This window comes from Tumebacillus lipolyticus, from assembly GCF_042682745.1.
Classification (GTDB): domain Bacteria; phylum Bacillota; class Bacilli; order Tumebacillales; family Tumebacillaceae; genus Tumebacillus_A; species Tumebacillus_A lipolyticus.
The window spans coordinates 90,944-117,751 of record NZ_JBHUIO010000006.1 but is presented as its reverse complement, the minus strand read 5'-3'; the positions used below and the strand labels follow the sequence as shown (position 1 = coordinate 117,751).

The 26,808-nt window shown below is 56.2% G+C and carries 21 protein-coding genes and 1 pseudogene (1 of these 22 running past the window's edge); 10 read left to right on the top strand and 12 right to left on the bottom strand.

Annotated elements, in window-relative coordinates:
* Positions 1 to 497: 497 nt before the first annotated feature.
* Both metG and ACFSOY_RS12040 read left to right on the top strand, forming a co-directional pair.
* A complete protein-coding gene (gene metG, locus ACFSOY_RS12045; RefSeq protein WP_386046982.1) occupies positions 498 to 2,498 on the top strand; it encodes a methionine--tRNA ligase in 2,001 nt (666 codons plus the stop codon).
* The gene (locus ACFSOY_RS12040; RefSeq protein ID WP_386046980.1) at positions 2,499 to 3,293 is read left to right on the top strand and encodes a TatD family hydrolase; all 795 of its coding nucleotides are present in this window, start codon (positions 2,499 to 2,501) and stop codon (positions 3,291 to 3,293) included. It begins immediately after the preceding gene.
* A gap of 70 nt (positions 3,294 to 3,363) precedes the next feature.
* Here ACFSOY_RS12040 and ACFSOY_RS12035 read toward each other — a convergent pair whose 3' ends face one another.
* The 10 genes from ACFSOY_RS12035 to ACFSOY_RS11990 form a co-directional block, all read right to left on the bottom strand.
* On the bottom strand, positions 3,364 to 3,909 hold the full coding sequence (locus ACFSOY_RS12035) for a peroxiredoxin family protein (protein ID WP_386046979.1): 546 nt from the start codon (positions 3,907 to 3,909) through the stop codon (positions 3,364 to 3,366).
* The gene (locus ACFSOY_RS12030; RefSeq protein WP_386046977.1) at positions 3,910 to 4,494 is read right to left on the bottom strand and encodes a MauE/DoxX family redox-associated membrane protein; all 585 of its coding nucleotides are present in this window, start codon (positions 4,492 to 4,494) and stop codon (positions 3,910 to 3,912) included. It lies immediately after the preceding gene.
* 45 nt (positions 4,495 to 4,539) lie between these two features.
* Positions 4,540 to 6,396, bottom strand: coding sequence for an ABC transporter ATP-binding protein (locus ACFSOY_RS12025; protein ID WP_386046975.1), 1,857 nt, complete (start codon positions 6,394 to 6,396; stop codon positions 4,540 to 4,542).
* On the bottom strand, positions 6,326 to 6,886 hold the full coding sequence (locus tag ACFSOY_RS12020; RefSeq protein WP_386046973.1) for a TlpA family protein disulfide reductase: 561 nt from the start codon (positions 6,884 to 6,886) through the stop codon (positions 6,326 to 6,328). The genes ACFSOY_RS12025 and ACFSOY_RS12020 overlap by 71 nt, the downstream gene beginning before the upstream one ends.
* Positions 6,887 to 7,305: 419 nt before the next feature.
* Entirely contained in the window at positions 7,306 to 7,473 is a 168-nt protein-coding gene (locus ACFSOY_RS12015; RefSeq protein WP_386046971.1) for a hypothetical protein, read from the bottom strand.
* Positions 7,474 to 7,670: 197 nt separating this feature from the next.
* Positions 7,671 to 7,844 (bottom strand): hypothetical protein, encoded by a 174-nt coding sequence (locus tag ACFSOY_RS12010; protein WP_386046969.1) that lies wholly within the window; start codon positions 7,842 to 7,844, stop codon positions 7,671 to 7,673.
* A gap of 143 nt (positions 7,845 to 7,987) precedes the next feature.
* Complete coding sequence (locus tag ACFSOY_RS12005) at positions 7,988 to 8,161, bottom strand: hypothetical protein (RefSeq protein ID WP_386046967.1); 174 nt, start codon at positions 8,159 to 8,161, stop codon at positions 7,988 to 7,990.
* 34 nt (positions 8,162 to 8,195) lie between these two features.
* On the bottom strand, positions 8,196 to 8,360 hold the full coding sequence (locus tag ACFSOY_RS12000) for a hypothetical protein (protein ID WP_386046966.1): 165 nt from the start codon (positions 8,358 to 8,360) through the stop codon (positions 8,196 to 8,198).
* A 67-nt stretch (positions 8,361 to 8,427) separates the two neighbouring features.
* A complete protein-coding gene (locus ACFSOY_RS11995; protein WP_386046965.1) occupies positions 8,428 to 8,607 on the bottom strand; it encodes a hypothetical protein in 180 nt (59 codons plus the stop codon).
* A 456-nt stretch (positions 8,608 to 9,063) separates the two neighbouring features.
* Positions 9,064 to 9,234 (bottom strand): hypothetical protein, encoded by a 171-nt coding sequence (locus tag ACFSOY_RS11990; protein WP_386046963.1) that lies wholly within the window; start codon positions 9,232 to 9,234, stop codon positions 9,064 to 9,066.
* Between the two features lie 219 nt (positions 9,235 to 9,453).
* Between ACFSOY_RS11990 and ACFSOY_RS11985 the strand changes: the two genes are divergently transcribed.
* Positions 9,454 to 9,951, top strand: a complete 498-nt coding sequence (locus ACFSOY_RS11985; RefSeq protein WP_386046961.1) for a hypothetical protein — start codon at positions 9,454 to 9,456, stop codon at positions 9,949 to 9,951.
* Positions 9,952 to 10,013: 62 nt separating this feature from the next.
* Here ACFSOY_RS11985 and ACFSOY_RS11980 read toward each other — a convergent pair whose 3' ends face one another.
* Positions 10,014 to 10,349 (bottom strand): winged helix-turn-helix transcriptional regulator, encoded by a 336-nt coding sequence (locus ACFSOY_RS11980; protein WP_386046959.1) that lies wholly within the window; start codon positions 10,347 to 10,349, stop codon positions 10,014 to 10,016.
* Between the two features lie 171 nt (positions 10,350 to 10,520).
* Between ACFSOY_RS11980 and ACFSOY_RS11975 the strand changes: the two genes are divergently transcribed.
* From ACFSOY_RS11975 to ACFSOY_RS11950, 6 genes are all read left to right on the top strand, one after another.
* Complete coding sequence (locus tag ACFSOY_RS11975; protein WP_386046957.1) at positions 10,521 to 11,729, top strand: MFS transporter; 1,209 nt, start codon at positions 10,521 to 10,523, stop codon at positions 11,727 to 11,729.
* A 77-nt stretch (positions 11,730 to 11,806) separates the two neighbouring features.
* Positions 11,807 to 12,646, top strand: a complete 840-nt coding sequence (locus ACFSOY_RS11970; RefSeq protein ID WP_386046955.1) for an aldo/keto reductase — start codon at positions 11,807 to 11,809, stop codon at positions 12,644 to 12,646.
* Positions 12,647 to 13,429: 783 nt separating this feature from the next.
* On the top strand, positions 13,430 to 14,626 hold the full coding sequence (locus tag ACFSOY_RS11965) for an FtsW/RodA/SpoVE family cell cycle protein (protein ID WP_386046953.1): 1,197 nt from the start codon (positions 13,430 to 13,432) through the stop codon (positions 14,624 to 14,626).
* Positions 14,627 to 14,704: 78 nt separating this feature from the next.
* The gene (gene rnmV, locus ACFSOY_RS11960; protein ID WP_386046952.1) at positions 14,705 to 15,277 is read left to right on the top strand and encodes a ribonuclease M5; all 573 of its coding nucleotides are present in this window, start codon (positions 14,705 to 14,707) and stop codon (positions 15,275 to 15,277) included.
* On the top strand, positions 15,274 to 16,140 hold the full coding sequence (gene rsmA / locus ACFSOY_RS11955; RefSeq protein WP_386046950.1) for a 16S rRNA (adenine(1518)-N(6)/adenine(1519)-N(6))-dimethyltransferase RsmA: 867 nt from the start codon (positions 15,274 to 15,276) through the stop codon (positions 16,138 to 16,140). Before rnmV ends, rsmA begins: the two co-directional genes overlap by 4 nt.
* Positions 16,141 to 16,213: 73 nt before the next feature.
* Complete coding sequence (locus tag ACFSOY_RS11950) at positions 16,214 to 16,690, top strand: ribonuclease H-like YkuK family protein (RefSeq protein ID WP_386046949.1); 477 nt, start codon at positions 16,214 to 16,216, stop codon at positions 16,688 to 16,690.
* 93 nt (positions 16,691 to 16,783) lie between these two features.
* Here ACFSOY_RS11950 and ACFSOY_RS11945 read toward each other — a convergent pair whose 3' ends face one another.
* A complete protein-coding gene (locus tag ACFSOY_RS11945; protein WP_386046947.1) occupies positions 16,784 to 17,272 on the bottom strand; it encodes a PPC domain-containing protein in 489 nt (162 codons plus the stop codon).
* A gap of 674 nt (positions 17,273 to 17,946) precedes the next feature.
* Between ACFSOY_RS11945 and ACFSOY_RS11940 the strand changes: the two are divergent.
* Positions 17,947 to 26,808 (top strand): annotated as a pseudogene (locus ACFSOY_RS11940) (non-ribosomal peptide synthase/polyketide synthase); its annotated part runs 24,195 nt beyond the window's last position; the annotation flags it as partial.

Below are 26,808 nucleotides of genomic sequence, written 5' to 3'. Positions count from 1 at the left end.
CCATAACAGTCAATAGGTTTTACGAAAAAATAGACTGTTTTGTATGGAAAATTTTCGTCTTTTATGACCATTTTTCGAAAGTGGACATAAAGGGTTTCTTTTTCGCCTCATTCTTGACACCTTTCCGTATATCGTGTTAGTTTGTGGTAAAGATATGTTTGGAAAGCAGATAGCAGTTGGCGATGAAGGAAAGAGTACTCGCAAACGAGCCGCACCAGAGAGTCGGGATGGTGGAAACCGACGCGGAGGCGCGCGAGGAAGATGGTTCCGGAGCCATCGTGGTCGAGCTCGCGCGCAAGGTCGGTCAGACTGTGTGCGCTGGTGTAGGCGACGGCGGGAGAAGCCCGTTACAGCTTTGGATGCGTCCGCTTGATGACGCACAGAGGTCGCTTTTGTGAAAAGGCGGCGAAGCAAGGTGGTACCACGGAAGCAACAGCTTTCGTCCTGGCAACGGGGCGAAAGCTTTTTTTGTGTTTTTATCAAAAGGAGGAACGAGAATGGCAAAATCATTTTATATCACGACGCCGATCTACTATCCGAGCGACAAGCTGCACATCGGTCATGCGTATACGACCGTCTGTAGCGATGCGATGGCCCGCTACAAGCGTTTGCGCGGAGATCAGGTGATGTTTTTGACCGGGACGGATGAGCACGGGCAGAAGATCGAGAAGCGAGCAAAAGATGCGGGGGTGACCCCGATCCAGTTTGTCGACAAGATCGTCGCCGGCATCCAAGACCTGTGGGGCAAGCTCGACATCTCCTACGATGATTTTATCCGCACGACAGAGGAGCGCCACAAGGCGGTCGTTCAGCAGATCTTCCAGCGCTTGCTCGAACAGGATGACATCTACCTGGCCGAGTACGAGGGCCTGTACTGCACGCCTTGCGAATCGTTTTGGACGGAGCGCCAAGTGGAAGAGGCGGGCAATGCCTGTCCAGACTGCAAGCGTGAAGTGGCATCTGTGCGGGAGAAATCGTACTTCTTCCGCATGAGCAAATATGCGGATCGGCTGATCCAATACTATGCGGATCACCCCGGCTTCATCGAGCCAGAATCCCGCAAAAACGAGATGCTGAACAACTTCTTGAAGCCAGGTCTGGAGGATCTCTGCGTGTCGCGCACCACGTTTGAGTGGGGCATCAAGGTGCCGAGCGACCCGGAGCATGTGATCTATGTCTGGCTGGACGCGCTGACCAACTACATCACGGCGATCGGCTATCTGTCTGACGATCCGGAGATGAAAAAGCGGTGGGAGACGTTCTGGCCGGCCGACGTGCATGTGATCGGCAAGGACATCGTGCGCTTTCACACGATCTATTGGCCGATCTTCCTGATGGCGCTCGATCTGCCGTTGCCGAAGAAAGTGTTTGGCCACGGTTTCTTCCTCTCGAAAGGCGATAAGATGTCCAAGTCGAAAGGCAACGTGGTCGACCCTGTCCCGCTGATCGATCGCTTCGGTCTGGACGCGTTCCGCTACTACCTGTTGCGAGAGGTGCCGTTCGGTCAGGATGGCGTCTTTTCGCCCGAGTCGTTCGTGACGCGGATCAACTCCGACCTGGCAAACGATCTGGGGAACCTGCTCAACCGCACGATCGCGATGATCGAAAAATACAACGGCGGCATCATCCCGCAGCCGGGAGCGGCGACCGAACTGGATGGCACGCTGCATGCGCTGGCGCTCGATTCGGTCAAGCGTTTTGAAGCGGCGATGGAGCGGATGCAGTTCTCGGTGGCGCTCGGCGCGGTGTGGGATCTGATCTCGCGCACCAACAAATATATCGATGAGACCGCCCCGTGGGTGCTGGCGAAAGAGGAAGGGCAAAAGGAGCGACTGAACACTGTGCTCTACAACCTCGCCGAATCGCTTCGCTTCTCCTCGATCCTCGTCCAGCCCGCATTGACCAAAGCGCCCGCCAACATCTGGGCGCAGCTGGGGCTGACAGCAGGTGAGGCGACCTCGTGGGAGAGCCTCGCTTCCTTCGGCAACCTGCCGAGCGGCGGCAAGATCGAAAAGGGGAACCCGCTGTTCCCGCGCCTCGATGTGGCGGAAGAGACGGCGGCGATTCAAGCGATGATGGGAGGAACGGCTGTGACCAACGAAGAGCAACAACATGTGGCAGCGAAGGCGGAGGCCAAGCCAGAAGCGAAACAGGAGGCGAGCGCTGAGGGCGTGGCGCTGATCGGCATCGACGATTTTACCAAGGTGGATCTGCGCGTCGCAGAAGTTGTCGAGTGCGAGCCGGTGCCGAAAGCGGATAAGCTGCTCAAGCTGATCTTGCAGGTGGGCGATGAGCGCCGCCAAGTGGTGTCGGGCATCGCAAAATATTATCAGCCGCAAGAGCTGATCGGACAGAAGGTGATCTTGGTCGCCAACCTCAAGCCGGTCAAACTGCGCGGCGTGGAGTCGCACGGCATGATCCTGGCAGCGTCGGCGGGCGAAGATCTGGTGCTGGCGACCGTCGCAGGCCCGATGCCGTCCGGGGCGAAGGTGAAGTAGATGTCGGAGCTCAATCTGTTCGATACGCACTGCCATCTCAACTCGCCAAACTTTCGCGGTGAGGAGGGAGATGAAGTGCCGCAGCTGATCGCAGCTGCCAGAGCAAACGGCATCTCCCGCATCACCATCCCAGGGTATGACTACCAGTCGAACCTGCGAGCGCTGGAGATCGCCGAGCAGCACGAAGGAATCTTCTGCGCGGTCGGCTACCATCCGTGCGATCTGAACGATCTGACCGACGATCATTACCAGCAGCTGTACAGCTGGGCCAAGCATGAGAAGGTGGTGGCGATCGGGGAGATCGGCCTCGACTATCACTGGGACACGACGACACCGGAGCTGCAGCAGCAGATGTTCCGCAAGCAGATCGCGATCGCCAAAGAGCTCGACCTGCCGATCGTCATCCATGATCGCGAGGCGCACGGGGACATTCTCCAGCTGTTAAAAGAGGAGGATGCGGTCAAGGTCGGCGGGATCATGCACTGCTTCTCCGGCTCGTGGGAGATGGCGCAAGAGTGCCTGAAGATGAATTTCTATCTCTCCTTCGGGGGGCCGGTCACCTATAAAAATGGCAAGCGCCCGCAAGAGGTGGTCGCCAAAGTGCCGCTGGAACGCCTGCTGGTGGAGACCGATTCGCCCTATCTCACGCCGGAGCCGCACCGCGGCAAGCGCAACCAGCCTGCTTTCGTCCGCCATGTGGCGGAGAAGATCGCGACGCTCCGCAACATGTCTGTAGAGCAGATCGCGCTGCAGACGACGAAAAACGCGTGCGAGCTGTTCCGCCTGCCCGAATAGCCCGAATAGAAGAGACGTGGAAGCCCTATTGATCATCATGGTCAATAGGGCTTTTTTGATCAGCTTCTGTTCAACTGGCTTGACGAAAGTGCACTTTGATGATGTTGAGCAGCTGGTTGGCATTGCTCAGCGTTTCGTTGGCCAGAATCTGCCCTTCCGGATTGATCAGCACGGCGGCTGGCACTTTCTCGATGTGATAGTTGGACATCACAAAGCGCGAACGCAGATGATGCACACCTGCCGGCACTTGTTTCTGCGCCTCCTCTTCCGATTCGCCGCTGATCACCAGCAGGCGCAGGTTGGGGTGCGCCTGCTGCACGTGCGGGAGGTGGGTGATCAGCTCCTGGCAGATCGAGCACCCTTGCTTCGTGAAGAGGAGCAGCGAATGCTCGCCCTGGTGTTCGGCGAGCTTGACCATCGTGCCGTGCTGATCCTCCTCCCGAAACAGCGGCGCCTTCATTCCCGCCTTCAGCGTCAGTTTCCCCACCTGTGATCCATCGGTGCGAAAACGGTTGAGAAACTGTGTGATCAGCTTGGTCAGCATAAAGATGACGACCAATTGGACGGCGACAAAAATCCACAGTCCGATGTTGGAGATCAAAAGAAAGGTTTCCATCTACAAGCTCCTTCCGATCGGCTTCACCAATCTGCCCATCTGTTTTCGCATCACAGCAAGCTCGCTTCCAAGCGAGAGCGCGAGCAAGGAAAGCCCGGCCATCACCGCCATCATCCAAAAGCCAAATCCGAACGAACTACCTACCGCTCCTCCTGCGAGCATGCTGTCCAAACTGCCATACGCGGTGGCGATCGTCGCGACATACCCGCAGAGGCAGATCAGCAGGAGGTTGCGAGCGACGAGCCACCACGACAGCTGATGCGTGCCGGCCGCTCCACCGCATCCGCAGGACACTTCCTTTCGTCCACGAAAGAGGTTGATCGCGATGGCGAGCGTGTAGATCACAAGCAGCCCCGCCCCGACCAATGCCGCAGAGGTGCGGTACAGGCCGACGGCGAACAGGGCGCCGAGCAGCAGTTCGACCCACACTTCGGCGCGGGCGAAGATTCCGGCCCATGCGGCGGGCAGAATCTGATAGTCTTTGACGATCAGCACATGCTCTTCCATCTTCCTCACCTTCGACCAGCCTGTGCTCAGAAAGAGCATGGCGAGCACGAGAGCAAAATATAGGGATGCCTCTTCCATGAGGCTCACCTCGTTTCCTGTGAAGTTCCTGCTACCTGTGATCGATCAGGCGTACCATTTTGCCTGTGCGCCGTACATCTGAGCGTACTCGGCGTTTAAGGCGATCAACTCCTCGTGGGAGCCGATCTCGACAACCTGCCCATCCTTCATCACGATGATGCGGTCTGCCATCCGCGCGGCAGACATCCGGTGCGAGATGAAGATCGAAGTCTTGTCGCGAGTCAGCGATTCGAACTGGCGGAACACTTCCATCTCCGCATGCGGATCGAGCGCGGCGGTCGGCTCGTCGAGGATGATCACATCCCCATCCCGAAACAGGGCGCGCGCCAACGCGATCTTTTGCCATTGGCCCCCCGAGAGGTCTTCGCCATCCTGTAAAAAACGGCCCAAGTAGGTGTTGTAGCCGTTGGGGAACTTCTGGACAAACTCATCGACGCCGCTGGTCGCCGCCACCTCTTGGACATGCGGATGATCGTCGAGCCGCTCGATGTCGCCAAAGGCGATGTTGTCGTGAGCGGAATAGGAGTACCGCATATAGTCCTGAAAGATGACCGTAATATGCTGATAGAGGTCGCTCTTGTCGATCTGCTTGATGTTCAGGCCATCCAGCGAGATGCTGCCCGATGTGACCGGATAGAGGCCCATCAGACATTTGACCAGCGTGGTCTTGCCCGATCCGTTCTCGCCGACGATCGCGACCTTTTCGCCTGGGCGAATCTGGAAGGAAACGTTTTGCAAGACCGGCCTGTCCTGACCTGGATAGGAAAAGGTCACAGCATCGATCTCGATCCCAGTCTTCAGCGGGGCGGGGAAGGGCTGCGTGCCCGTCTCGCTGATCAGCGCTTGATTTTCATATTCGAGGAAGTGGAAAAAGTTTTGGATGTACAGGCTCTCTTCATAAATCCGTGCGGAGAGCATCGAGATCTGGTTGATCGAGCTCTGCGTTCCTTGCACCGCCTGCCCGATCGCCACAAAGTCGCCGATCTTCACCGAGGTGGTGCGGATCAGCCAGATGATGATCCCGGCAGAGCCGACATAGAACAGCGCGGTCAAACCGTCCAGCCCGACATCTGCCAGCTGCTGCTTGCGCAACAGCTTGAGCGACTGGTTGGCATTCCGCCAAAATCGGTCCGACCAGCGCTTGGCCAGGTGGGACGCCAGCCCGAACAGCCGAATCTCCTTTGCCGCGTTGCGATCTTGCAACAGGTGGCTCGTGTAGTTGGCCTCCCGAGCGAGCGGCGTCTGGAACAGAAACAGGCGGAATTTAGAGTTGCCAAACTTTCTCTGCACCAAAAAGATCGGAACGGCTGCGACCAGGCTGAGCAAGACCAAGCTCCAATGCACGGTGAACAGGTAGATCAGGAAGGACCCGATCACGATCCCCGATTTTCCGATGTTGAGCAGGTTGCGGATCGGCGAGACAAACCGCGAGCCCTGATTGCCCTGCACGCGGCTGAGATGATGATAAAAATCGGGGATGTCAAAATAGGCGAGCGGCACAGAGGTGGTCTTGGCCAAGATCACCTGTTGCAGATCATGGTCGAGCCGAAGCTCGATCTTGCGATCCAAATACTCTTGCCAATTGGTCATCACCGAGGAGAACAGGCTGATCAGAAACTGCAGCAACAGCAGGCTGAGCGCCAGTCGGTAGTCCCCCGCCTGATCCATGATCAGGTTGGCGACCGCGTTGATCAGCTCTTTGGTGATCCAGAGCGCGGTGACCGGGATCAAGCCGGCGATGATGCTGAAGAGGATCGTGGTGATCAACCACGCTTTGCCGAGCTTCCAGACCATGCGAACCGATTTGAGCAGATGCTTCATCTTCATCCGCTCACCCGTTCGCGGCGGCCGACGCCCCGCGATGCTGCTCTGTGGGCGCTGTTGCTTTAGGCGTTTGCGCAAACAGCTTGACCATCGGTCGCTCAACCCGCGTCACGACGCCTCGCGCATCGACGAGGCAAGCGGTCGGGAAGGCGGTGACCTGCAGTTGCTCGTGCAGCAGCTGATCGTCTGCTGAGATGATCTGGACGAGATCACCATATTTTTTGACATACTTTTCATACGCATCCTGTTTCTCCGCTCGCAAGACCACAAGAAGTGGAAGTGCAGGAGCGTTTCCTTGGAATGCTTGGAGATAGTCTTCGATCTCCTTCTGGCAGGGGGGGCAGGTCGGCGAAGAGAACATCACGACCGCTTCCCGTTGTTTCAGATGCTCCGGCCAAGGCATGGCATCTGCAAGCTGGAGTCCGATCAGCGGATGCAGGCTGGCGACAGATGATTGCCCTTCGGTCGGCAGGAAAGCGATCTCCCCGCGCAGTCTGCGGGTCCAGATCAATGCCAGGCCGAGCATGGTGCAGCAGAAAATGGCTAGAAGCGCTGTTGTAGTTTGCATGAGATCTCACCCCGTCGAACGGATCGTTCAGAATGTGTGGCAGGTAGGTTGTGAAGAGAGGTCAGGTCTGCAGGAGCTATGGAAAAGGAACAGACTGCCATGATGCAACAGCCTGTTCCCTTTTAGTTCTCACAGACTTGTCGGTAGTCACAGTCGCATTTTTTGAAGGACTGATTGTCGTTCATGTCAATCCAATAGGTGACATACCTGCTGGTTTAGCAGCCGCAGTGTTGGAAAACCGGTTTGTTGTTAATCCAAATGAACGATGCCTCGTAGGGGTAAGTCTGGCAGTTAATGTGGGTCGCGCAGGAAACATCAGCATCAGGTTCGACGATCGAATCTTGTTTCACACCGATCAGAGCAGAGAACTTGTCAAGCATGTACAACACCTCCAATGTAATTGTGGAAGATCTGCTTGCTTAACAGCCGCATTGTCGGAACACCCAATTGTTTCCGAGCAAAACGTACAATCCTTCAGAGTAGGGGTAGGACGTGCAACTGCTGTGATACGCGCAGTCGGCGGGAGCTTCAGGTTCGACGATCGAATCTCGGTTTACACCGATCAGAGCGGAGAACTTGTCGAGCATTTGCAGCACCTCCTCGCTTGAAGTATTCTCTAACAATTATAATATTATCATTAATAAGTAATGTAATCAATAATATTTTTAGAATAATTTGTCATATGCCCGATGGTTGCAGCAGATGTCTGTATCAGATGTAAGCAATGAAAAGGCTGTCGCAGTGCGACAGCCCGTTTCTATTCGTTGCTTAGGACAATCGTTGCTTAGCAATCGCAGTATTGGAATACTGCCTGGCCATTGATCCAATGGTAGGTTGCCTCGCCATTTCTGTTGCTGGGGGTTACGCAGTACGGGGTATTTTGGCAACCAATGATCGCCTCTGGTTCAACTACAGATTCCTGTTTTACACCGATCAGTGCAGAAAACTTGGTAATCATAAGCGACATCTCCTTGTTTGAAGTTTTTCGTTACATTTTTTATTATATTATTTATCTTATTTTCGATCAATAATATTTTAACAAAAAATAGAAAAAGAAAAGACTGTCGCAGCGCGACAGCCAGGGTTTTAAAACCAGTTCGCTCATGTCGAGGAGATATCCGCAGTAGTCGTAGACCTGCTTTCCATCGAGCTAGCAGAACGCCGCCGCTCTTGATCGTTGCAATCGGGGTGATTGCCGCAGTAACTTATGAACTCCTGTTCGACGACGAAGCCCGCTTGCTCGACCTCGATCAGCGCGAAAAGCTTGGAAATCATCTGCTATACCACCAGCTTTTGAAAGGAACGGTTCTTAGCAACCACAGTGTTGGAAGACACGCTCGTTGTTGTACCAATGGAAAGTGGCCTCGAAAGGATAGCTGGTGCAATCGTAGGAATTCTCGCAGGAGATCAGGACCTCCGGCTCAACAGATACGACCTGCTTCACACCGATGAGAGCTGAGAACTTGTTTAGCATCAGAACACCTCCTTCCTGATGCAGATGAAAAAGATTGTCGATGCGACAGCCCGTTCCTATTAACCCCTTAGTCGGTGCAACCGCAGTATTGGAATACTGCCTTGCGATCGATCACATAGTAGGTTGCCATGCCATCTTTGTTGCCGGGTGTTACGCAGGACGCCTTCCATTGGCAACCAAATTCCACCTCCGGTTCAACTACAGATTGCTGTTTCACACCGATCAGTGCAGAAAACTTGGTAAACATCAGAGATCATCTCCTTGTTTGGAATTTTTCCTTACATTACCAATTATATCATTTTAGGTATATAAAATCAATAATATTTTAATAAATAAACAAAAAGGCTACCGCGTGATGCGGCAGCCAGACGTTCCCTGCGATTCAAAACCAGTTCACGTAGCTTGCTCGTTCGCACTCATTGGTCGCAATAGCACCCCGAAAATTCCGGTTCGTCCGAGTCTTCGTACATGACGTAGGTCGCAAGTTTCGGGGGTGCACAATGGAAGAAGGGAGCGCAGTACACCCCTACGATGATGCGGATCGCATCCGGTTGTTTGACACCGATTAAAGCGGAAAATTTCGAAATCATCGCTGCATCTCCTTCCCATTTTTAGTCAAGCTGCTCGTAATAAAATCACCGTTAGCGGAGACAGATGAAGAAGACTGTCAGGGCGACAGTCTTTTCATGATGCCTTTTCTACCTTAGTAGCACCCGCAGTGTTGGAAGACCCAAGTGCCATTCGGCAGGATGTGGAAGGTAGCTTCCATCGTGACATCGGTACATCTTCTGTCGGCGCGGCAGTCAACCAGTACTTCCGGTTCGATTTTGGATGCCTGATTGACACCAATCAGATTCGAAAATTTTTCGAGCATCAACAAACCCTCCTATACTGTGAATTTTCTGTAATAATGTAATATTATCATTAATATATAATTTTATCAATAATTTTTTAAAAAATAGAAGAATCTTTGGTGGGAGCGAAAAGGAAACAGGCTTGTCTAAGTTTAAGACAAGCCTGTTCAGGAGAAGCTTCTTCTGAGGTCGTTTATGATCCGTAGTAGTCACAGCCGCAATACTGGTAGACCGGTTGGTTGTTAAACCAGAAAAATACGGCACCGCGGGGATCGGTACAACCTGGGTATGAACCGCATGAGATCACATATTCGGGTTCTGCGGAAGCGGTCTCTTGTTTGACACCGATTAGAGCTGAAAACTTAGCAATCATCTCAAAACACCTCCTCTTTTCTATGGATATTGGAGGTGGTAGAAGAACAGAACCTACTTTTCGCATGGGTGAATGCGTGACAATCAGAATTTTTGCAGGGAAGCTACCACTTACACACCATCCGAATGTTGCTGCGGCTGTGAGAAGGTCAAGCAAACGGCTGGAGAATCTGATCATGAAGATGAGCGTTGTACCAGAATTGGAGGTAGATCGGAAGGAGTTCGGCAATTGCCGAGGCGTATTGCAAAAAAAATCGGAACCGGATGGACGAGGTGAGAAAAACTCTGAAGATCGGATCGAAAGTTTTGTCGGGGAAATTTGCGGCAGGAAAGGTGCAGAGTTAACCCTGTTGCGAGTCAGGTGAAGCAGATTGGAAGCTTCTAGTCACCAGTTGATATGGCGACTAGAAAGACAGCACAGAGTGAATCATCCGGAAACGGTATTACTGTTTTTTGCCGACTGTTCAATATGTTGTTCTCCCCATGCACACATCGAATCGAGAATGGGGCGTAAGGACCAGCCATAATCGGTTAGCGAATAGATGACCTTTGGCGGAACTTGTTCAAAAATCTCTCTCTGCAGCACCCCATCATGTTCAAGCTCGCGCAATTGCTGGGTCAGCATCTTCTGTGTGATGCCCGGCATCAGTCGTTTTAGCTCGCTGGTTCGCTTCTCCCCTTTGATCAGGTGGCACATGATAACGACCTTCCACTTTCCTCCGATCACTTCGAGCGTAGCTTCGACCGGAATGTTGTATTTCATCGTCCGCGTCTCCTCCTCATCAGATAGGAACTTTTTGGTGCCTATATTACTTTGGAGTGCCTATATCACTTGAAAGTGCGTACTTATCAGCAGCAACTTTACGGCTATATAATAACACTCGTGAACCAGAAGTAAAGGTCACACAATATGATCTGATAGAGGAGGATCACGATGAGCTTGCATATTTCTCGATCGGCGTCCCGATCCAGCATGTCGACGCAATCGGGAACTTGGGCTTTGATCGCTCTGGCGATCAGCGCATATGGAATCGGAACCACAGAGTTTGTTCCTGTCGGACTGCTCACCTCGATCGCCGAGGATCTAAATATCGGCCTTACGTTCGCGGGCCTGCTGATTTCCGGCTATGCGATCGGTGTCGCGGTCGGAGCACCGATCATCACCGCGCTGACCAATCGGATGAGCCGCAAGAAGCTGCTGATGTCGCTGATGGGGTTGTTCATCATCGGCAACGGGATTGCTGCGCTTTCCCCATCGTTTGAGCTGTTGTTGATCGCTCGTTTTGTCACAGCGTTCTCGCACGGTGTATTCTTTTCCATCGGATCGACCATCGCGGTTCAATTGGTCGCCCCCGAAAAAAAGGCGAGCGCGATCGCCCTGATGTTTACTGGCCTGACGATCGCGATCGTGACCGGTGTTCCGCTTGGGACTTTGATCGGGGAATTCTTCAACTGGCGGGCGACATTTGCCGGCGTGGCCTTATTAGGGCTGATCGCGCTCATCGCCAGCGCGATTCTGATTCCCAATCGATTGAAGCAATCCCCTCCGGTTGCGTTTTCGGATATGATCAAATTGATCACCAACGGCCGATTGGTGCTCGCCTTTCTGATCACGGCGCTCGGCTATGGCGGGACGTTCGTTGCGTTTACCTATCTGACACCGCTCCTGCACGATGTGACCGGGTTGAGCAGCGGCGCGATCAACATCATGTTGATCGGCTATGGTCTGGCTGTGGCAATCGGCAATTCGCTAGGTGGAAGATGGGCCAACAAGAGCCCGATTCGCGCGCTCTTCATCATGTTCATCCTGCAAGCAGCCGTGTTGGTCCTGCTGACATTTCTTGTGCCATATCGAACGGCCGGCATCATCGGGGTGCTTTTGATGGGTCTGTTCGCCTTCATGAATGTTCCCGGCCTTCAGCTGTATGTTGTCCAACTGGCCGAAAAATATTTTCCAGCAGCAGTGGATGTAGCTTCTGCGATCAACATTTCAGCGTTCAACATCGGCATTGCGATCGGCTCGGTGATCGGAGGACTTGTTGTAAATTCCTTCGGGCTTGTGCATACTCCGTGGGTCGGCGCTTTGCTGGTGATCGTTGCGGTGCTGCTGACGGGGATTTCCGCCAGGCTGGAGCGAACATAAGGTTCGGGGCAGAATGCTAACTTTTCAAGATGCTGATCATCTTGAATTCAAACCAGATCGATGAGGAGGATCATCACATGCAAAACTTGCAAGCGACTGTAAAACTAAACCACGGGAAACCTTTTCCGTGGCTCGGTCTAGGCGTCTTCAAGGTCGAGGAGGGCGATGCGGTCATTCAGGCTGTTGAGGAGGCGATCGTCGTCGGCTATCGTCATATCGATACGGCAGCCATCTACCAGAACGAAGAGGGCGTAGGCGAAGGGATCCGCCGCGGGCTGAAGCGCACCGGGCTTACGCGAGACGATCTGTTTATCACTTCGAAACTGTGGAATTCAGATCAGGGCTATGAGAGCGCGATTGCCGCCTATGAGACCAGCTTGAAAAAGCTCGGCTTGGAATCTCTCGACCTGTACCTGATCCACTGGCCGGTTGAGGGTAAATATCTGGAGAGCTGGAAGGCGCTCGAAACTCTGTATCGCGAAGGGCGCGTCGGCGCGATCGGAGTGAGCAATTTTCACATCCACCACCTGGAAAAACTGCTGAAAGAGGCGACGGTGAAGCCGGCGATCGATCAAGTGGAGCGCCATCCGCGACTCGTTCAGGCGGAGCTGAAGCGATTTTTAGACGAACAAGGCATCTTGCCCGTCGCCTGGTCGCCGCTGATGCAGGGGGAAATCTTGGGAGAGCCGGTGCTCATGGAGATTGCGGAACGCGCAGGAAAATCGGTCGCGCAGATCGTGCTGCGCTGGCAGCTCCAAAGCGGCTGGGCAACGATTCCGAAGTCGATCCACGCCAGCCGGATTCAGTCCAACGCGGCGCTCTTTGACTTCTCGTTGAGCGATGCCGATATGGCTGCGATCTCCGCCCTCGATCAGCATCGCAGGGTCGGACCAGATCCGGACAATTTCGATTTCTAGTTTGGAAGCAAAAGGCGCCTTGCAGTCGGATCTTTTTATCCGACTTGTGGAATTACCGGATGCTCTTCTCCGGCAGTCAATGATCGATGGAGTGGTATCGGTCGTTTTACTTGTTTGATTTCAGGGGCTGACATGAGAGGGGCTCGGTGATAGGCGAGCAACAAGAAAGGCTGTCGCGTCGATGCGACAGCCTTTTTTGTGCAACTGTGTTTAGAAGCAGTCACAGCGTACGAAGGTCAACATGCCATTTTTATCGCTGAAACTTGCGTAGGCGGAGGAGCATTCGGGCTGGAAGAGGCAGAGGAGATCCTCTTTCGGCTCGACATCCGGCTTTATCCCAAGCAGGGCAGAAAATTTCTCTATCAAGTTCGTCACCGCCTATTTTATTTTATGATAGTAATGTATCATTGTTAATTTGATAGATCAATAATTATTTAAATTGTTAGAAAATTTTAGTGAGGCAGCGGACCTGCCTGTGGAAGCAATGGCTTTTGCGTCTGGATGACCTGTGTACCGCGAGTTCGATTAGCAGAAATCGGCGATTTTCGACTCTTTTTGATCAAAGCTGACCATCATTTTATGCGTTCTACTTCTTTTCGAGCCACCCAACCGATTTCAATTTTCGGGAAGTGAGCGCAACCTTTTACACATAGAAGGAATATCCTTTTTCTTACAAGGGAATTTTACGGAAGTGACCTCTTCCTCTCCTTTTTTTGGTGCCGGTTTGCTATAATGGGACGGTACTGGAGTTTGTCAAGATCAAACGTGGGAGAGGTATGCTCGATGAGCAATAATAGATTGCGTTGGTTGAAGGATCTGGACTTCTTTTTGATTCTTGTGGTCATCGCCATCTGCGGCGCGAGTCTGCTTGCGATTTCCAGTGCGACTCGTTCGTTTGAAGGCGGTAGCACGCTGTTTGTGATCAAGCAATCGGTGTGGATCGGCCTCGGGCTGATCACGATGTTTGTTCTGATGCGCATCGATTATCGGCACTTGCTGCGCTATATTGAGTTCGCCTATTGGACGATCATCGTGCTGCTGTGCGTCGTCTTTCTATTTCCCAGCGTCGCCGCTGAGACAGGCGCGTACGGTTGGATTCCGCTGCCAGGCGGCACCAATCTGCAGCCGTCCGAGTTTTTTAAGGTGGTGTTCATCCTGATGCTGGCCAAATACTTGGCCAACGAGCAGGAGGATGAGGACGGGAAGTTGCCCGATCCTACCCGCAGCTATCTGCTGATCACCGGAGCGTCGATCTTGGGCATCGGGCTGATCGTCGCCGAACCTGATCTCGGTCAGACGATGATGCTGATGGCGATCGTCGCCACCGCTCTGTTTATGCATTTGCCGAAAAAGTGGTTCTGGTGGATGCTCGGCTCCGCATCTGTTGCGTTAGCTTTGTTCTTCACCTTGACGATGGTCTATCCGGAACAGTTTTTGTCTGGGATGGATTTTCTTGCTGAGAAAGGTGTTTTGGAAGAGCATCAGCTCAAGCGTTTCCACACGTTTATCCATCCAGAACAAGATCTGACCCGTGACGGATTTCAGGTCTATCAAGCGAAAATTGCCATCGGTTCGGGACAGCTGTTCGGCAAAGGGCTGTATCAGGGCTCACAGACCCAAGGGAACTGGGTGCCCGCACAGCACACCGACTTTATCTTCAGCACCATCGGGGAGGAGCTCGGCTTCGTCGGGGCGGTCGCGCTGATCTTCCTGTTCTTCCTGTTGCTCTACCGCATCGTCATGAACGGGTTTTCCGCGAAGGATCGCACCGGCTTCTACATCTGCGCGATGGTCGCGGGGATGTTCATCTTCCAGATCTTCGAGAACATCGGCATGTCGTTGCAGCTGATGCCGATGACCGGGGTCACGCTGCCGTTCATCTCGTATGGCGGCTCTTCGATCCTCGTCAACTTCATGCTGATCGGGATCGTGCTCAATGTCGGCTTGCGGCGTCGAAAGCTGAGCTTTAGCAACAACTGATCGGATGATCTGCGAGTTCCAAGCGGCAGCGAGGCCCACGGAACTCGCTTTTTTCAAACATTGAGGGGATGGGAAAAGATGAGAATCAAGGAAGTGATCGTCGTTGAGGGCTATCATGACAAACAGGCGATCGATGCGGCTGTCATCGCCGATTGTCTGATCTCAGGCGGCTCTGCTGTCAACGAGACGTTTCTCCGACAGGTCGAGCGGGCCGCTCGCGATCGCGGGGTGATCCTCTTCACCGACCCGGATCATGCGGGGGAGCGGATCAGACGGATCGTCGCCCGCCGCGTGCCAGGTTGCAAGCATGCGTTCTTGCCCCGCCACGAAGCGATGGCAGGCGGGGACATCGGCATCGAGAATGCGAAGCCGGATGCGATCCGCCGGGCGCTGGAGAGCGTTCGCACCGACTGGGCGGGCGAGGAGCCTGAGTTCTCCTGGGCGGAGATGACCGAGTACGGCCTGACCGCACATCCGCGAGCTGCGACGCGGAGGCAGCATCTTGGCGAAAAGCTCGGGATCGGCTACGGCAACGCGAAGGCGCTCTGGAAAAAGCTGAACATGCTCGGCGTGTCTCGCGAGGAGTTTGAGCGCGTGTATCAGGAGATCGAACCACAGTTTCAACTCCAAGGAGGAAAAAGCTCATCATGACCAAACGGCTCGTTTCGCCTGCTGTCACCCGCGATGTGGTGAATCGGCACGGCTTTCATTTTAAAAAATCGCTCGGCCAGAACTTTTTGATCGACGGCAACATCCTCGACAAGATCGTGACGGCGGCAGAGCTTGATCAACAGAACGGGGCGCTGGAGATCGGCCCTGGCATCGGCACGCTGACCCAGGAGCTGTGCGAAAGCGCTCGCCAGGTGGTCGCGGTGGAAAAGGACAACCGCTTGCTCCCCGTCTTGACGGAGACGCTCGCACCTTACAGCAATGTGCATGTCCACCACGCAGATGTGCTGGAGACCGACCTGCACGAGCTGTTTGCCACTTGGTTTGCCGACATGGAAGTATCGGTCGTCGCCAACCTGCCCTACTATGTCACGACGCCGATCGTGATGAAGCTGCTCGAAGAGCGATTGCCCTTGCGCCATATCGTCGTGATGGTGCAGCGCGAGGTGGCGGAGCGGATGGCAGCGAAGCCGGGCGGCAAGGACTACGGCACCCTGTCGATCGCCGTCCAATACTACACAGAGCCGGAGCTGGTCTGCCGCGTGCCAGAATCATCCTTCATGCCGGCGCCCAACGTGGAGTCGACGGTGATCAAGCTCAAAGTTCGCAAAGCGCCCGCTGTGCAGGTGGCAGACGAAAAGCTGTTCTTCGCGCTGGTCAAAGCGTCGTTCGCCCAGCGGCGGAAAACGCTGCTCAACAACCTGCAGAACAACCTGCAGCCCAAGCGGGACAAGGAGAGCATTTTGGCAGCGCTCGAACGCGCCGAAATCGAGCCGAGCCGCCGCGGGGAGACGCTCTCCTTAGCCGAGTATGCCCGACTTGCAGATCAATTGCTCAATTCCTGAGCCCGTTTGGGCGCCCGTCTACATGATTCTCCTCACCGCCGAATAAACTATCACCAAAGGGCGGTGAGACTTGATGGATTTTGTAAACCCGACAAAAGGAACGCTCTCCTTAGCGCTCGTGGCCCAAGACCTGCTGGACTATATGGCCGCAGAGCCCCAAGAGGACTATAAGATCATCATCGGCTCCGACTCGCAAAATAAAGAATCGCGCCTGAAGACCACCTTCGTGACGGCGCTGATCGTACATCGAGTGGGCAAAGGGGCGCGGTATTATTTTCATCGACGCACGAGGCCGATGGTCACCAACATGAAGCAGCGGATGTTCACCGAAGCTTCCTTATCGCTGATGCTGTGCGGGAAACTGCGCGAACTGCTGCACGATCAGCGGGTGCAGAACTTAGAAGTGCATCTCGATGTCGGGCAAAACGGGGCGACCGAACCGCTGATCAAAGAGCTGGTCGGCTGGGTGGAAGGAAGCGGGTATGAGGCGCGGATCAAGCCGGACTCGTTTGTCGCTTCGAAGGTGGCAGATCGCTACACCCGCTGTTGAACTTGTCAGCTTTTCGCTTGCGTATCCTAATCTGTATGAACAAAAGCCTTTGCTCATTCATCTGAGCAAAGGCTTTTTTGATCGATCGTTTGATCAATAGAAGGCAACTTCGTACGGCTCGGACGGCGAGAAGCCGGAGTACCCTTTCACCACGATATAGTAGGTCTGCCCGTCAACCGTGTTGAAACGGAGCGTTTCATCCGCATTGCCAGCACCGGTTGAACTTGCGATCACATTTGTACCGGTGGAGTCATACACGTAGAGATCATAGTCATAGCTGCCATATGGCACAAGCAGTCGCACGCGTTCATAATCGGTGATATCCGCAGTGAACTTGAACCAGTCCACATCTCCTGCTTTTCCGATCGTACCGCTTTTTCCTACTCCAAACAGGTTAGCCGTCGATTTGGTATCGTTCGGCTCAGATTCGGACGGGAATGCTTCTGGAGAGATGATCGAGAGAGCTTTGATGCCTTTGTCAGCTTGTACTTCTTGCGTGACTTCAGATGCGGATGCGCTCATCGAGCTGGCCAATGCCAGTACCGCCAATGCGGAAACCATTCCGACAGCGATTTTTTTCACAGTGTATCAACTCCTTGTGATTTGCTTGAGAAGAGGATATCAAAAGATTGGAATATTCGTATTTTTAATAGGGGCGGATGATCATTGGAAAACTTCAAGAATGATCGCGATCTCTTCCGTTTTTCTGCGACATTATTCTTTTATGAATACTGATAGAAATGATTGCTTGTGTTAGATCTTTTGATGAGGACTAAAGAAAGTGACCTTGCAAGCGATGATCGTTTTGCTTACATCGTTTCTTAGACAGCTTGCGACCAAGCGATCAAGAACGATTTAGAACGGGGAGAACACCCCTGCCAATTTCGGCTGGCGCGATCTATTTAAGTGAGAACCGCTTCGTGTAACCGATCGATCGCGTTTGTGATCAGACTAGCCTTTGCTCATTCATCTGAGCAAAGGCTTTTTTGGTGGGAAGAAGCGCAGTAGCAAAGCATCGGTATATTTTATTCATTATATATAATTACCTTTATTAAAATGGATAGAATCAGCGTTATATGCGAAAAAGTTAGATATTTTAAACGAAAAATCGAACGAAGCTCTTCCTAGTGGAACTAATTATAAGTTACAATCTCAATAGATGTGAGAAAAATAATTTAATTCAAGAACTATCCAAATCTCACGATTGAAATGCGATTGATGATTATCAATTCATTTACAATTTATGAAGGAAGGCGATGACGATGGCACGTTCGTTTTCTACATTGGTCGATCTCCTGCGAGGGAGAGCCGATCGGATGGCAGACCGGGTTGCATTCACCTTTTTGTTAGAAGATGGCTCGGAGGAGCGTCTCACCTATGGTCAATTGGATCGAGATGCACGGGGGCTTGCGATGCGCTTTCGACATCGAGCGCTCGGTGAGCGCGCCCTGTTGCTCTATCCGCCGGGGCTCGATTACATCCGAGCTTTTTTCGCTTGTCTGTATGCGGGTCTGGTACCGGTGCCCGCTTACCCGCCGCGCGCAAACGGTCATTTGGGTCGCCTGCAGGCGATCGTCTCCGATTCGGACGCGACGCTTGCGCTGACCACCGATTCGATCCTCGCGAGCGTCGAGGCGCGATTTGCAGATTCACCCAGCCTGCGCTCGCTGGAGTGGATGGTGCTCGACCGAGCGTCCGATCAGCTGGTCGATGCGTGGGCACCGCCTGCGATCGATAGCCAAGCGCTCGCCTTTCTGCAGTATACATCTGGCTCGACCGCCCTGCCCAAGGGCGTCATGCTCACACATGGAAACCTGTTGAACAACCTCGGCCTGATCGAGCGATCTTTCGGTACGAGCCCGGAGAGCCGCTGTGTGATCTGGTTGCCGCCCTATCATGACATGGGGCTGATCGGGGGGATCTTGCAGCCGTTGTTCACCGGATATCCGGTCACGCTGATGGCTCCGGTCGATTTTATCCAGCGTCCGTTCCGCTGGCTTGAGACGATCTCGCGCTTGAAAGCGACAGTCAGCGGCGGGCCGAACTTTGCGTACGACCTCTGTCTGCAAAAGATCACGCCGGAGCAGCGCGATACGCTCGACTTGAGCGGTTGGGAGGTCGCCTTCACCGGAGCGGAGCCTGTCCGCGCCGAGACGCTGGAGCGATTTGCCGACTATTTTGCTCCGTGCGGCTTTCGCAAGGAAGCGTTCTATCCCTGCTATGGCCTCGCAGAAGGCACTCTGTTCGTCTCCGGCGGCGCAAAGGCGGAACTGCCGATCGTTCGCCAGTTCGATGGCGCTTCGCTGACCGAAAACAGAGCGCTGGAAGTGGCTGATTTCAAGGAAGGCGACCGCACGCTCGTTTCCAGCGGTCGGCTGTCCCAGATGGAGCAGCAGATCGTCATCGTCGATCCGCAGACCGCGCAGGAGCGCGGACTGGGTGAGGTCGGGGAGATCTGGGTGTCCGGCCCGAGCGTGGCACAAGGGTACTGGAATCGTGCGGAACAGACGCAGGAAGTGTTTCAGGCACGCATCGCCGATTCGGGAGAGGCGTCTTTCTTGCGCACTGGAGATCTGGGATTTGTACAGGAAGGCGAGCTGTATGTCACCGGGCGGCTCAAAGACCTGATCATCATTCGCGGGCGCAACTATTACCCGCAAGATGTTGAGTTTACCGTCCAAGAGAGCCATGTTGCGGTGAAAAACAGCAACGGGGCAGCTTTTTCGGTCGAAGTGGAGGGGGAAGAGCGCCTGGTCGTGGTGCAGGAGATCGAACGCACGCACCGTCGCGCCAACCTCGCCGAGGTGGCGACCGCCGTTCGCCAGGCCGTTTCGGAGGAGCATCAGCTCCAAGTGTATGCGGTGGTGCTGCTCAAGCCGGTTAGCATCCCGAAAACCTCGTCGGGGAAGGTACAGCGACATGCTTGCCGCAATCGCTTCGTGGAGGGGACGCTCGATGTGCTGTTCAGCGATCTGCTCGACGCTCAGGCGGAGGTGGCGAGCGCAGCATCCGCAGAGACTTCGCTCGGAGAGGAAGCTTTGGAGTTGAAGCGGGAGCACCTGCTCGCCCTCGATCCTGAGCGGCGTCAGGCAGCATTGGAAGCGTACCTGATCGGACATGCGGCGCGCGTGCTTCGCCTCGCACCGACGCAGGTGAGCGCTGAGCAGTCGCTGCATGCGCTGGGGCTCGATTCGCTGATGGCTGTCGAGCTGAAGCAGGAATTGGAAGACTCGTTCGGCGTGGTGTTGCCGTTCGCCGATTTCTTGGCCGGTCCGAGCATCGCCGAGCTGGTGCGGGACGCTTGTGTGCAGCTGGACGGGGCAGATGTGAGCGAGGCGTCGCCCGCTTCGTCGGAGCACCTGTCTGTCGCCAGTCCGATCTCTTCGCTGTCGCACGGTCAGCAGGCGCTGTGGTTTTTGCATCGCCTCGACCCGGACAGCGCGGCGTACAACATCGCGCGCGCTGCGCGAGTGGTCGATCTCGATCTGCGCGCGTTTAGCAGCGCGCTCGACGAGCTGGTGAATCGCCATCCGCTCCTGCGCGCCAACTTTTCCATGCAGGACGGCCTGCCGATTCAGGTGGTGCGCGAGGAGGCGTCTGCGCATCTGGAATGGTTTGACGCGACCGCTTGGAGCGAGGAAGCGCTGCGCGAGCGCTTGCAGGCGGAGGCGATCGCCCCGTTCGATCTGGAGTCGGGTGCGCCGATGCGCATCCACCTGTTCAAGCGCTCCGAACGAGAGCATGTGCTGCTGTTCAATGCGCACCATCTGATCGTCGATTTCTGGTCGCTCAGCGTGCTGGTGCAGGAGTTGCAAGCCTATTATCAGGCGGCAAAGCGAAGCGAAACGCTGTCTTTCGCCGCGCCTCGTCGCGCGTATGCTGATCATGTGCGGGAACAGGTGGAGCGCTTGGCCGGGAAGCGCGGCGCAGAGCTTTTTGCCTATTGGGAGCAACAGCTGGGCGGCGAGCTGCCCCGCTTAGATCTGCCGACAGACCATCCCCGTCCACCTGTGCAGACTTCGCGCGGTTCTTCGCGCTCGTTCGCCTTGCCGAGCGCTTTGGCGCCATCGCTCAAGCGGTTGGCGAAGGAGATGGGCGTCACGCTGCACATGGTGTTTCTGGCCGTCTTCCAAGTGCTGCTGCATCGCTACTCCGGTCAGGAGGACATTCTGGTCGGCTCGCCGACCACCGGAAGAACCAGCGGGAAAGATGCGGGCGTGATCGGGTACTATGTGAATCCGGTCGTCCAAAGAGCAGATTTTTCTGCGCCGCTGACGTTCGCCGAGTTTCTGCAGCAGGTGCGGGCGACGGTGATCGGCGCGCTTGAGCATCAGGAGTATCCGTTCTCCCTGCTGGTTGATCGCTTGCAGCCCAAGCGCGATCTGAGCTATCCACCGCTGTTTCAAGCGATGTTCACCTATCAGCAGTCCCATTTGGCCCATGCCGGAATGGCAGGGTTTGCGCTCGGGGAGCCTGGCGTACAGCTGCAGATCGGGGACATGTCACTCACCTCGCTCCCGCTTGCGCAGGAGTTCGTTCAGTTTGACCTCGCGCTTACGATCGCCGAGGTCGAAGATGCGTTTGCGGGCCGCATGGAGTTCAACACGGCGCTCTTCTTGCCCGAGACGGTGGAGCGGATGATCGCCCATTTTGAAACGCTGGTCGAGAGCGTCGTTCAAGACTGTCAGCAACAGGTGGCAGAGCTTGCGATGCTGACCGAGGTCGAGCGCCAGCGACTGCTGATCGAGTGGAACAAGGCAGGGGCGGGCGTCGAAGCAGAAGCATGCGTTCATCAGCAGTTCGAAGCGCAGGTCGAGCGCACGCCAGATGCGATCGCCCTCGTGTTTGAGGACAGCGAGCTGACGTTTGGCGAGCTGAGCAGACGCGTCGATCGGCTGGCGCATCTTCTGCAGCAGCACGGGGTTGGCCCGAACGCGTTGGTCGGCCTCTGCATGGAGCGCAGTCTGGAGATGGTCGTCGGGCTGCTGGCGATCTTCAAAGCGGGTGGCGCTTATGTGCCGCTCGACCCTTCCTATCCGCAAGACCGGCTTGCGTTTATGATCCAAGATGCGAAGCTCTCCGTTCTGCTCGTCGACGAGGAGCAGGTGGGCGCGGAGCTTGTGGGCACCCTGCCCGAAACGGTCTGCCTGACTGTGCGCGGGGCTTCTTTGGAGATGGCGAGCGAGGCAGTTGTGCGCAGTGCGGCAACGCCAGACGATCTCGCCTATGTGATCTATACGTCCGGCTCGACCGGCTTGCCGAAGGGCGTGTTGCTGACGCATCGCAACGTGGTCAACTTCTTCGTCGGCATGGACGAGCGAGTGGGATGCGTTGCTGGCGATGCGATGCTCGCGGTAACCAGCATCAGCTTCGACATCGCCGTCTTGGAGATCTTCTGGACGTTGACGCGGGGCGGCAAGGTGGTCTTGCTCTCGGAGGAGGAGAAGATCAGATCGACCGTATCGTCGGGCGATCATGCCGATCTGGCCAGCGATCACTCCTTGCAAGCGCTGGCCGTCCGCCATGCGGTCACGCTGATGCAGTGCACGCCTTCGCTGATGACGATGATCGCGCAGAACGGAGCGGCGCTGCAGGCGCTCGGCTCGTTGCGCGTCCTGATGCTCGGCGGGGAAGCACTGCCGCAGCCGCTGGCCGAGCGGTTGCTGGAAGCGCTGCCGAGCACTCGCCTGATCAACATGTACGGCCCGACCGAAGCGACCGTCTGGGCGACGACGCATGAGGTGGATCGCCAGGACAGGCAGATCAAGATCGGCCGACCGATCGCCAACTATCAGGCGTACGTGTTGGATCGCCACCTGCAGCCTGTGCCGATCGGCGTGGCGGGGGAGCTGTACATCGGCGGCGCCGGGGTGGCCGGCGGCTATCTGAATCGGCCGGAGCTGACAGAGGAGCGCTTCCTCGCCCATCCGTTTGCCGGAGCAGGTCGATTGTATCGCACCGGAGATGCGGTGCGCTGGCTGGCAGACGGCACGCTCGACTATATCGGCCGGATCGACAACCAGGTGAAGATCAACGGCAACCGCGTGGAATTGGGTGAGATCGAGGCGCGGCTGGGACAGCATCAGGCGGTGCGTGAGGCGGCCGTGGTGGTGCGCGAAGTCGCTCCTGGGGAACAGCGCATGGTCGCCTATCTGGTGGCTGCAGTTTCACCTGTGCCGGAAGCGGGTGAATGGCGGAGCTTTTTGCGCGAGAGTTTGCCCGATTTTATGGTGCCTTCCGCCTTCGTGGTGTTGGAGGCGATGCCGCTGACGCCAAACGGCAAGATCGATCGCCGGGCATTGCCGGCGCCAGACCGTTCGCAGCTGGGCGCAAGCGGCGTCTATGTGGCACCGCGCACCGAGGTGGAGCAGGTGCTGGCAGACGTGTGGGCGAGCTCGCTGAAGCTTCAGCGCGTGGGCATCGAGGATAATTTCTTCGAGCTGGGCGGTGATTCGATCCTGAGCATTCAGATCATCAACCGCGCCAACCAGCTCGGCATCCGCTTGCAGCCGAAAGATCTGTTCAAGCATCAGACGATCGCCGAACTTTCGGCGGTGGCAAGCGTTGTGGCAGAGCGGATCGCAGACCGGGGGCTGGTGACAGGTGTGACCTTGCTGTCCCCGAGCCAACAGCAGTTTCTGCAGCAACAGGCGGCAGATGTTCATCATGCGAACCGAGCGGTGTGGCTCACGCTGAAGGAGAAGGTCGAGGTGAGCGTGCTGCGCGAGGCGATCGCACACCTGCTGATGCATCATGATGCGCTGCGGATGCACTATCTGCAGAGCGAGACGGGCTGGCGACAGGTGACTGCCGATCTGCCCGCAGAGGTGCCGCTGGTCGCGCTCAACCTGTCTGAGCTGGAAGCGTCCGAACAGGAGGCGGTCTTCCTCGCCGAAGCGGAGCGCCTTCAAGCGTCCTTCAACCTCGCCGAAGCACCGCTGGTGCGCTTTTTGCTCGCCGATTTTGGTGCTGAGCGAGCAGGTCGACTGCTGATCGTCGCACACCAGCTGATCATCGACAGCGCCTCTTGGCAGATTTTGCTCAGCGATCTGGAAGCTGCCTACCGCATGCGTGCGGCGGGAGAAGCGATCGGGCTGCCGGAGAAGACCGCTTCTTTCCAAGCGTGGTCGGAGCGCATGGCTCAGTTCGCATCGGCAGAGGAGCTGCCTGCTGCGCTTGACCGAGCGCCGGGGGCGGAGCTGATTGCGAAACGCCTGCCGACCGATCTGCCCGCCGGAGAGAACATGGTGGCATCCAGCCGTCAGATCGCGGTGAAGCTGAGCGCAGAGGAGACGGGAGCACTGCTGCAAGCAGCTCCGCAAGCGTACCGCACAACGCTTGAAGAACTGCTGTTGAGCGCGCTGGTCAGGTCGTTCGCCAACTGGACGGGGGAAGATGCACTTCTGATCGAGCTGGAGCGAGATCAGCGAAATGCGAGCTCGACCGATCTTGACCTCTCCCGCACCGTCGGCTGGTTGAGCAGCTCCGATCCGGTGCTGCTGCACGCAGGCGAGAGCGACTCGCTCAGCCAGATGATCAAAGGGGTCAAAGAGGCGGTTCGCTCGCAGGCAAATCGCCGCAGCGGCAGAGTCCTGTCGCTTGACGGGCGGGCAGCGACAGCAGGTCTGAGCGAAAGCGGGCAACCATCCGCTCGACCGGAAGTGGCGTATCGCCATCTTGGTCAGCGCTTTGTGGAATCCCCGCTGTTCGCCCTCGCGCCAGAGGAGTACAGTTTCATCCAAAGCGGTCGGAACAAAAGGAAGCATCTGCTGGAAATCGACAGCTTCGTGGCGGATGGGCAACTGCAACTCGTCTGGACGTACAGCGCCGATCTGCATCAGGAGCGGACGATCGAAGCGCTGGCCGATTCGACTCTGGAGAGGCTGCGCGATGTGCTCGCCCATTGCCTGTCATCCGAAGCGGGCGGATTTACACCGTCCGATTTCCCGGAGGCGCAGCTGACGCAGGAACAGCTCGACCAGATGATCGCCGAGCTGGCTGATCGCGCTCTGCCGCGAGCAGAGATCGAGCAGATGTATGAGCTGTCGTCCGTCCAACAAGGGATGCTCTACCACAGTCTGGTCGCCACACAATCTGGCATGTATGTGACGCAGGTGAATCTGGAGCTCCGCGGGGCGGTTGACGGGCCCGCTCTGAAGCGCGCCTGGGAGAGCTTGCTGGATCGCCACACGATCTTGCGCACCCGCTTCTATTGGCAGGGGACGAGCAATCTGCTCCAGATCGTTTCGCGCAAGCCACAGCTTCCGTTTGCTGAACTCGATTGGCAATCGGTGACACCGCTTGAGCGAGCGGAGCGCATGCGCGCATTTTTGCAGGAGGACAGCGACCGCGGGTTTGAACTGCACGAGGCACCGCTGATGCGCCTGACGCTGATCAGACTGCAAGAGAACGCCTATCGACTGGTCTGGACGTTCCATCACCTGCTGCTCGACGGTTGGTCTTTGCCGTTGCTGTTGCAGGAGTCGTTCGCCCTGTATAACGCCTATGCGCAGGGGCGGGAGGCGGAGCTTCCAGCTGTCAGACAGTATCGCGACTATATCGCCTGGTTGCAGAAGCAGGATCTCACCGCTGCGAAAAGCTATTGGCAACAACGCCTCGCCGGGTTTGCTGCGCCCACGCCGCTCGGTGCGGAGAAGACGCGCAGCTCGTCTCTGGCAGGCGAAACGAAATATGCGGAGCAGGAGCTGGCGCTTTCGGAGCGGGCGACCGCTTCTTTGACTGCGCTCGCCAGACAGCATCAGCTGACGATGAACACGCTGGTACAGGGCGCTTGGTCGATCCTGCTGTCCCGCTACAGCGGGGAGGCGGACGTGGTGTTCGGCACCACCCTCTCCGGTCGCGCAGGCGACTTGGCAGCTGTCGATTCGATGGTCGGGCTGTTCATCAACACGCTGCCGGTCAGGGCGCAGATCGCGCCAGATGCGCCTGTGCTCTCGCTCTTGCAGGAGATGCAGGCGCAGCAGCTGGAGATGCGCGAGTTCGAACAGACTCCGCTGCTCAGCGTGCAAGAGTGGAGCGATCTGCCGCGCGGCGTCAACCTGTTCGACTCGATTCTCGTCTTTGAAAACTACCCGATCGACGAAGCGCTGTCTGGCGGCGTCGAAGGGCTTGAGGTCACCGATGTCTCCTCTGTGGAGATGACCAACTATCCGTTGACGGTGACCGCGCTGCCTGGCGAGCGGCTGACGCTCAAAGCGAGCTACGACTGCCAGCGCTTTGAAGATGTGATGGTCGCTCAGATGATCGGCCATCTGCTCACCCTGTTGGAAAGCGTGTCGATCGGGCTGTCGCGTCCGATCGGCGAACTGCAGATGCTGACCGAGCGGGAGCGGCAAGAGCTGCTTACGGCGGGGAATGAGCTGACCGCCACCTTCCCGCAGGAGCTGTGCATTCACCAGCGCGTGGAGCGTCAGGCGATGCGCACGCCAGATGCGATCGCCGTCTCCTACGAGGGGCAGGAGCTGACCTATCGCGAGCTGAATTTGCGCGCCAACCGTCTGGCACACCGCCTGCAATCGCTGGGCGTCCGCAAAAATCAACTGGTCGGCATCTGCCTGGAGCGCTCGGCAGAGATGATCGTCGGATTGCTCGGCATCCTGAAGGCGGGCGGGGCCTATCTGCCGCTCGACCCGACTTACCCGCAGGATCGGCTCGCCTTCATGCTGGAGGATTCGCAGATCGCAGTGCTGGTCACGCAGGAGCTTCATCTCGACTCCTTGCCTGCCCACCGCGCGGAGGTCGTCTGCCTCGATCGCGGCGAGTTGGCTGACGAATCGGATGCCGATCTGCAGAGCGACGTGACGCCAGACGATCTGGCCTATGTGATCTATACGTCCGGTTCGACCGGCAAACCGAAAGGGGTTCCGATCCCGCACGCCAATGTGGGGCGTCTGTTCGATGCGACAGATGCTTGGTACTCGTTCGATCAGCAGGATGTGTGGACGCTCTTCCACTCGTTTGCGTTCGACTTTTCGGTCTGGGAGATCTGGGGTGCCCTGTTCTACGGCGGCAAGCTGGTCGTCGTGCCGTATTGGGTCAGCCGTTCACCAGAGGCGTACTATGACTTGCTGCTCCAAGAGCGAGTGACCGTTTTGAAC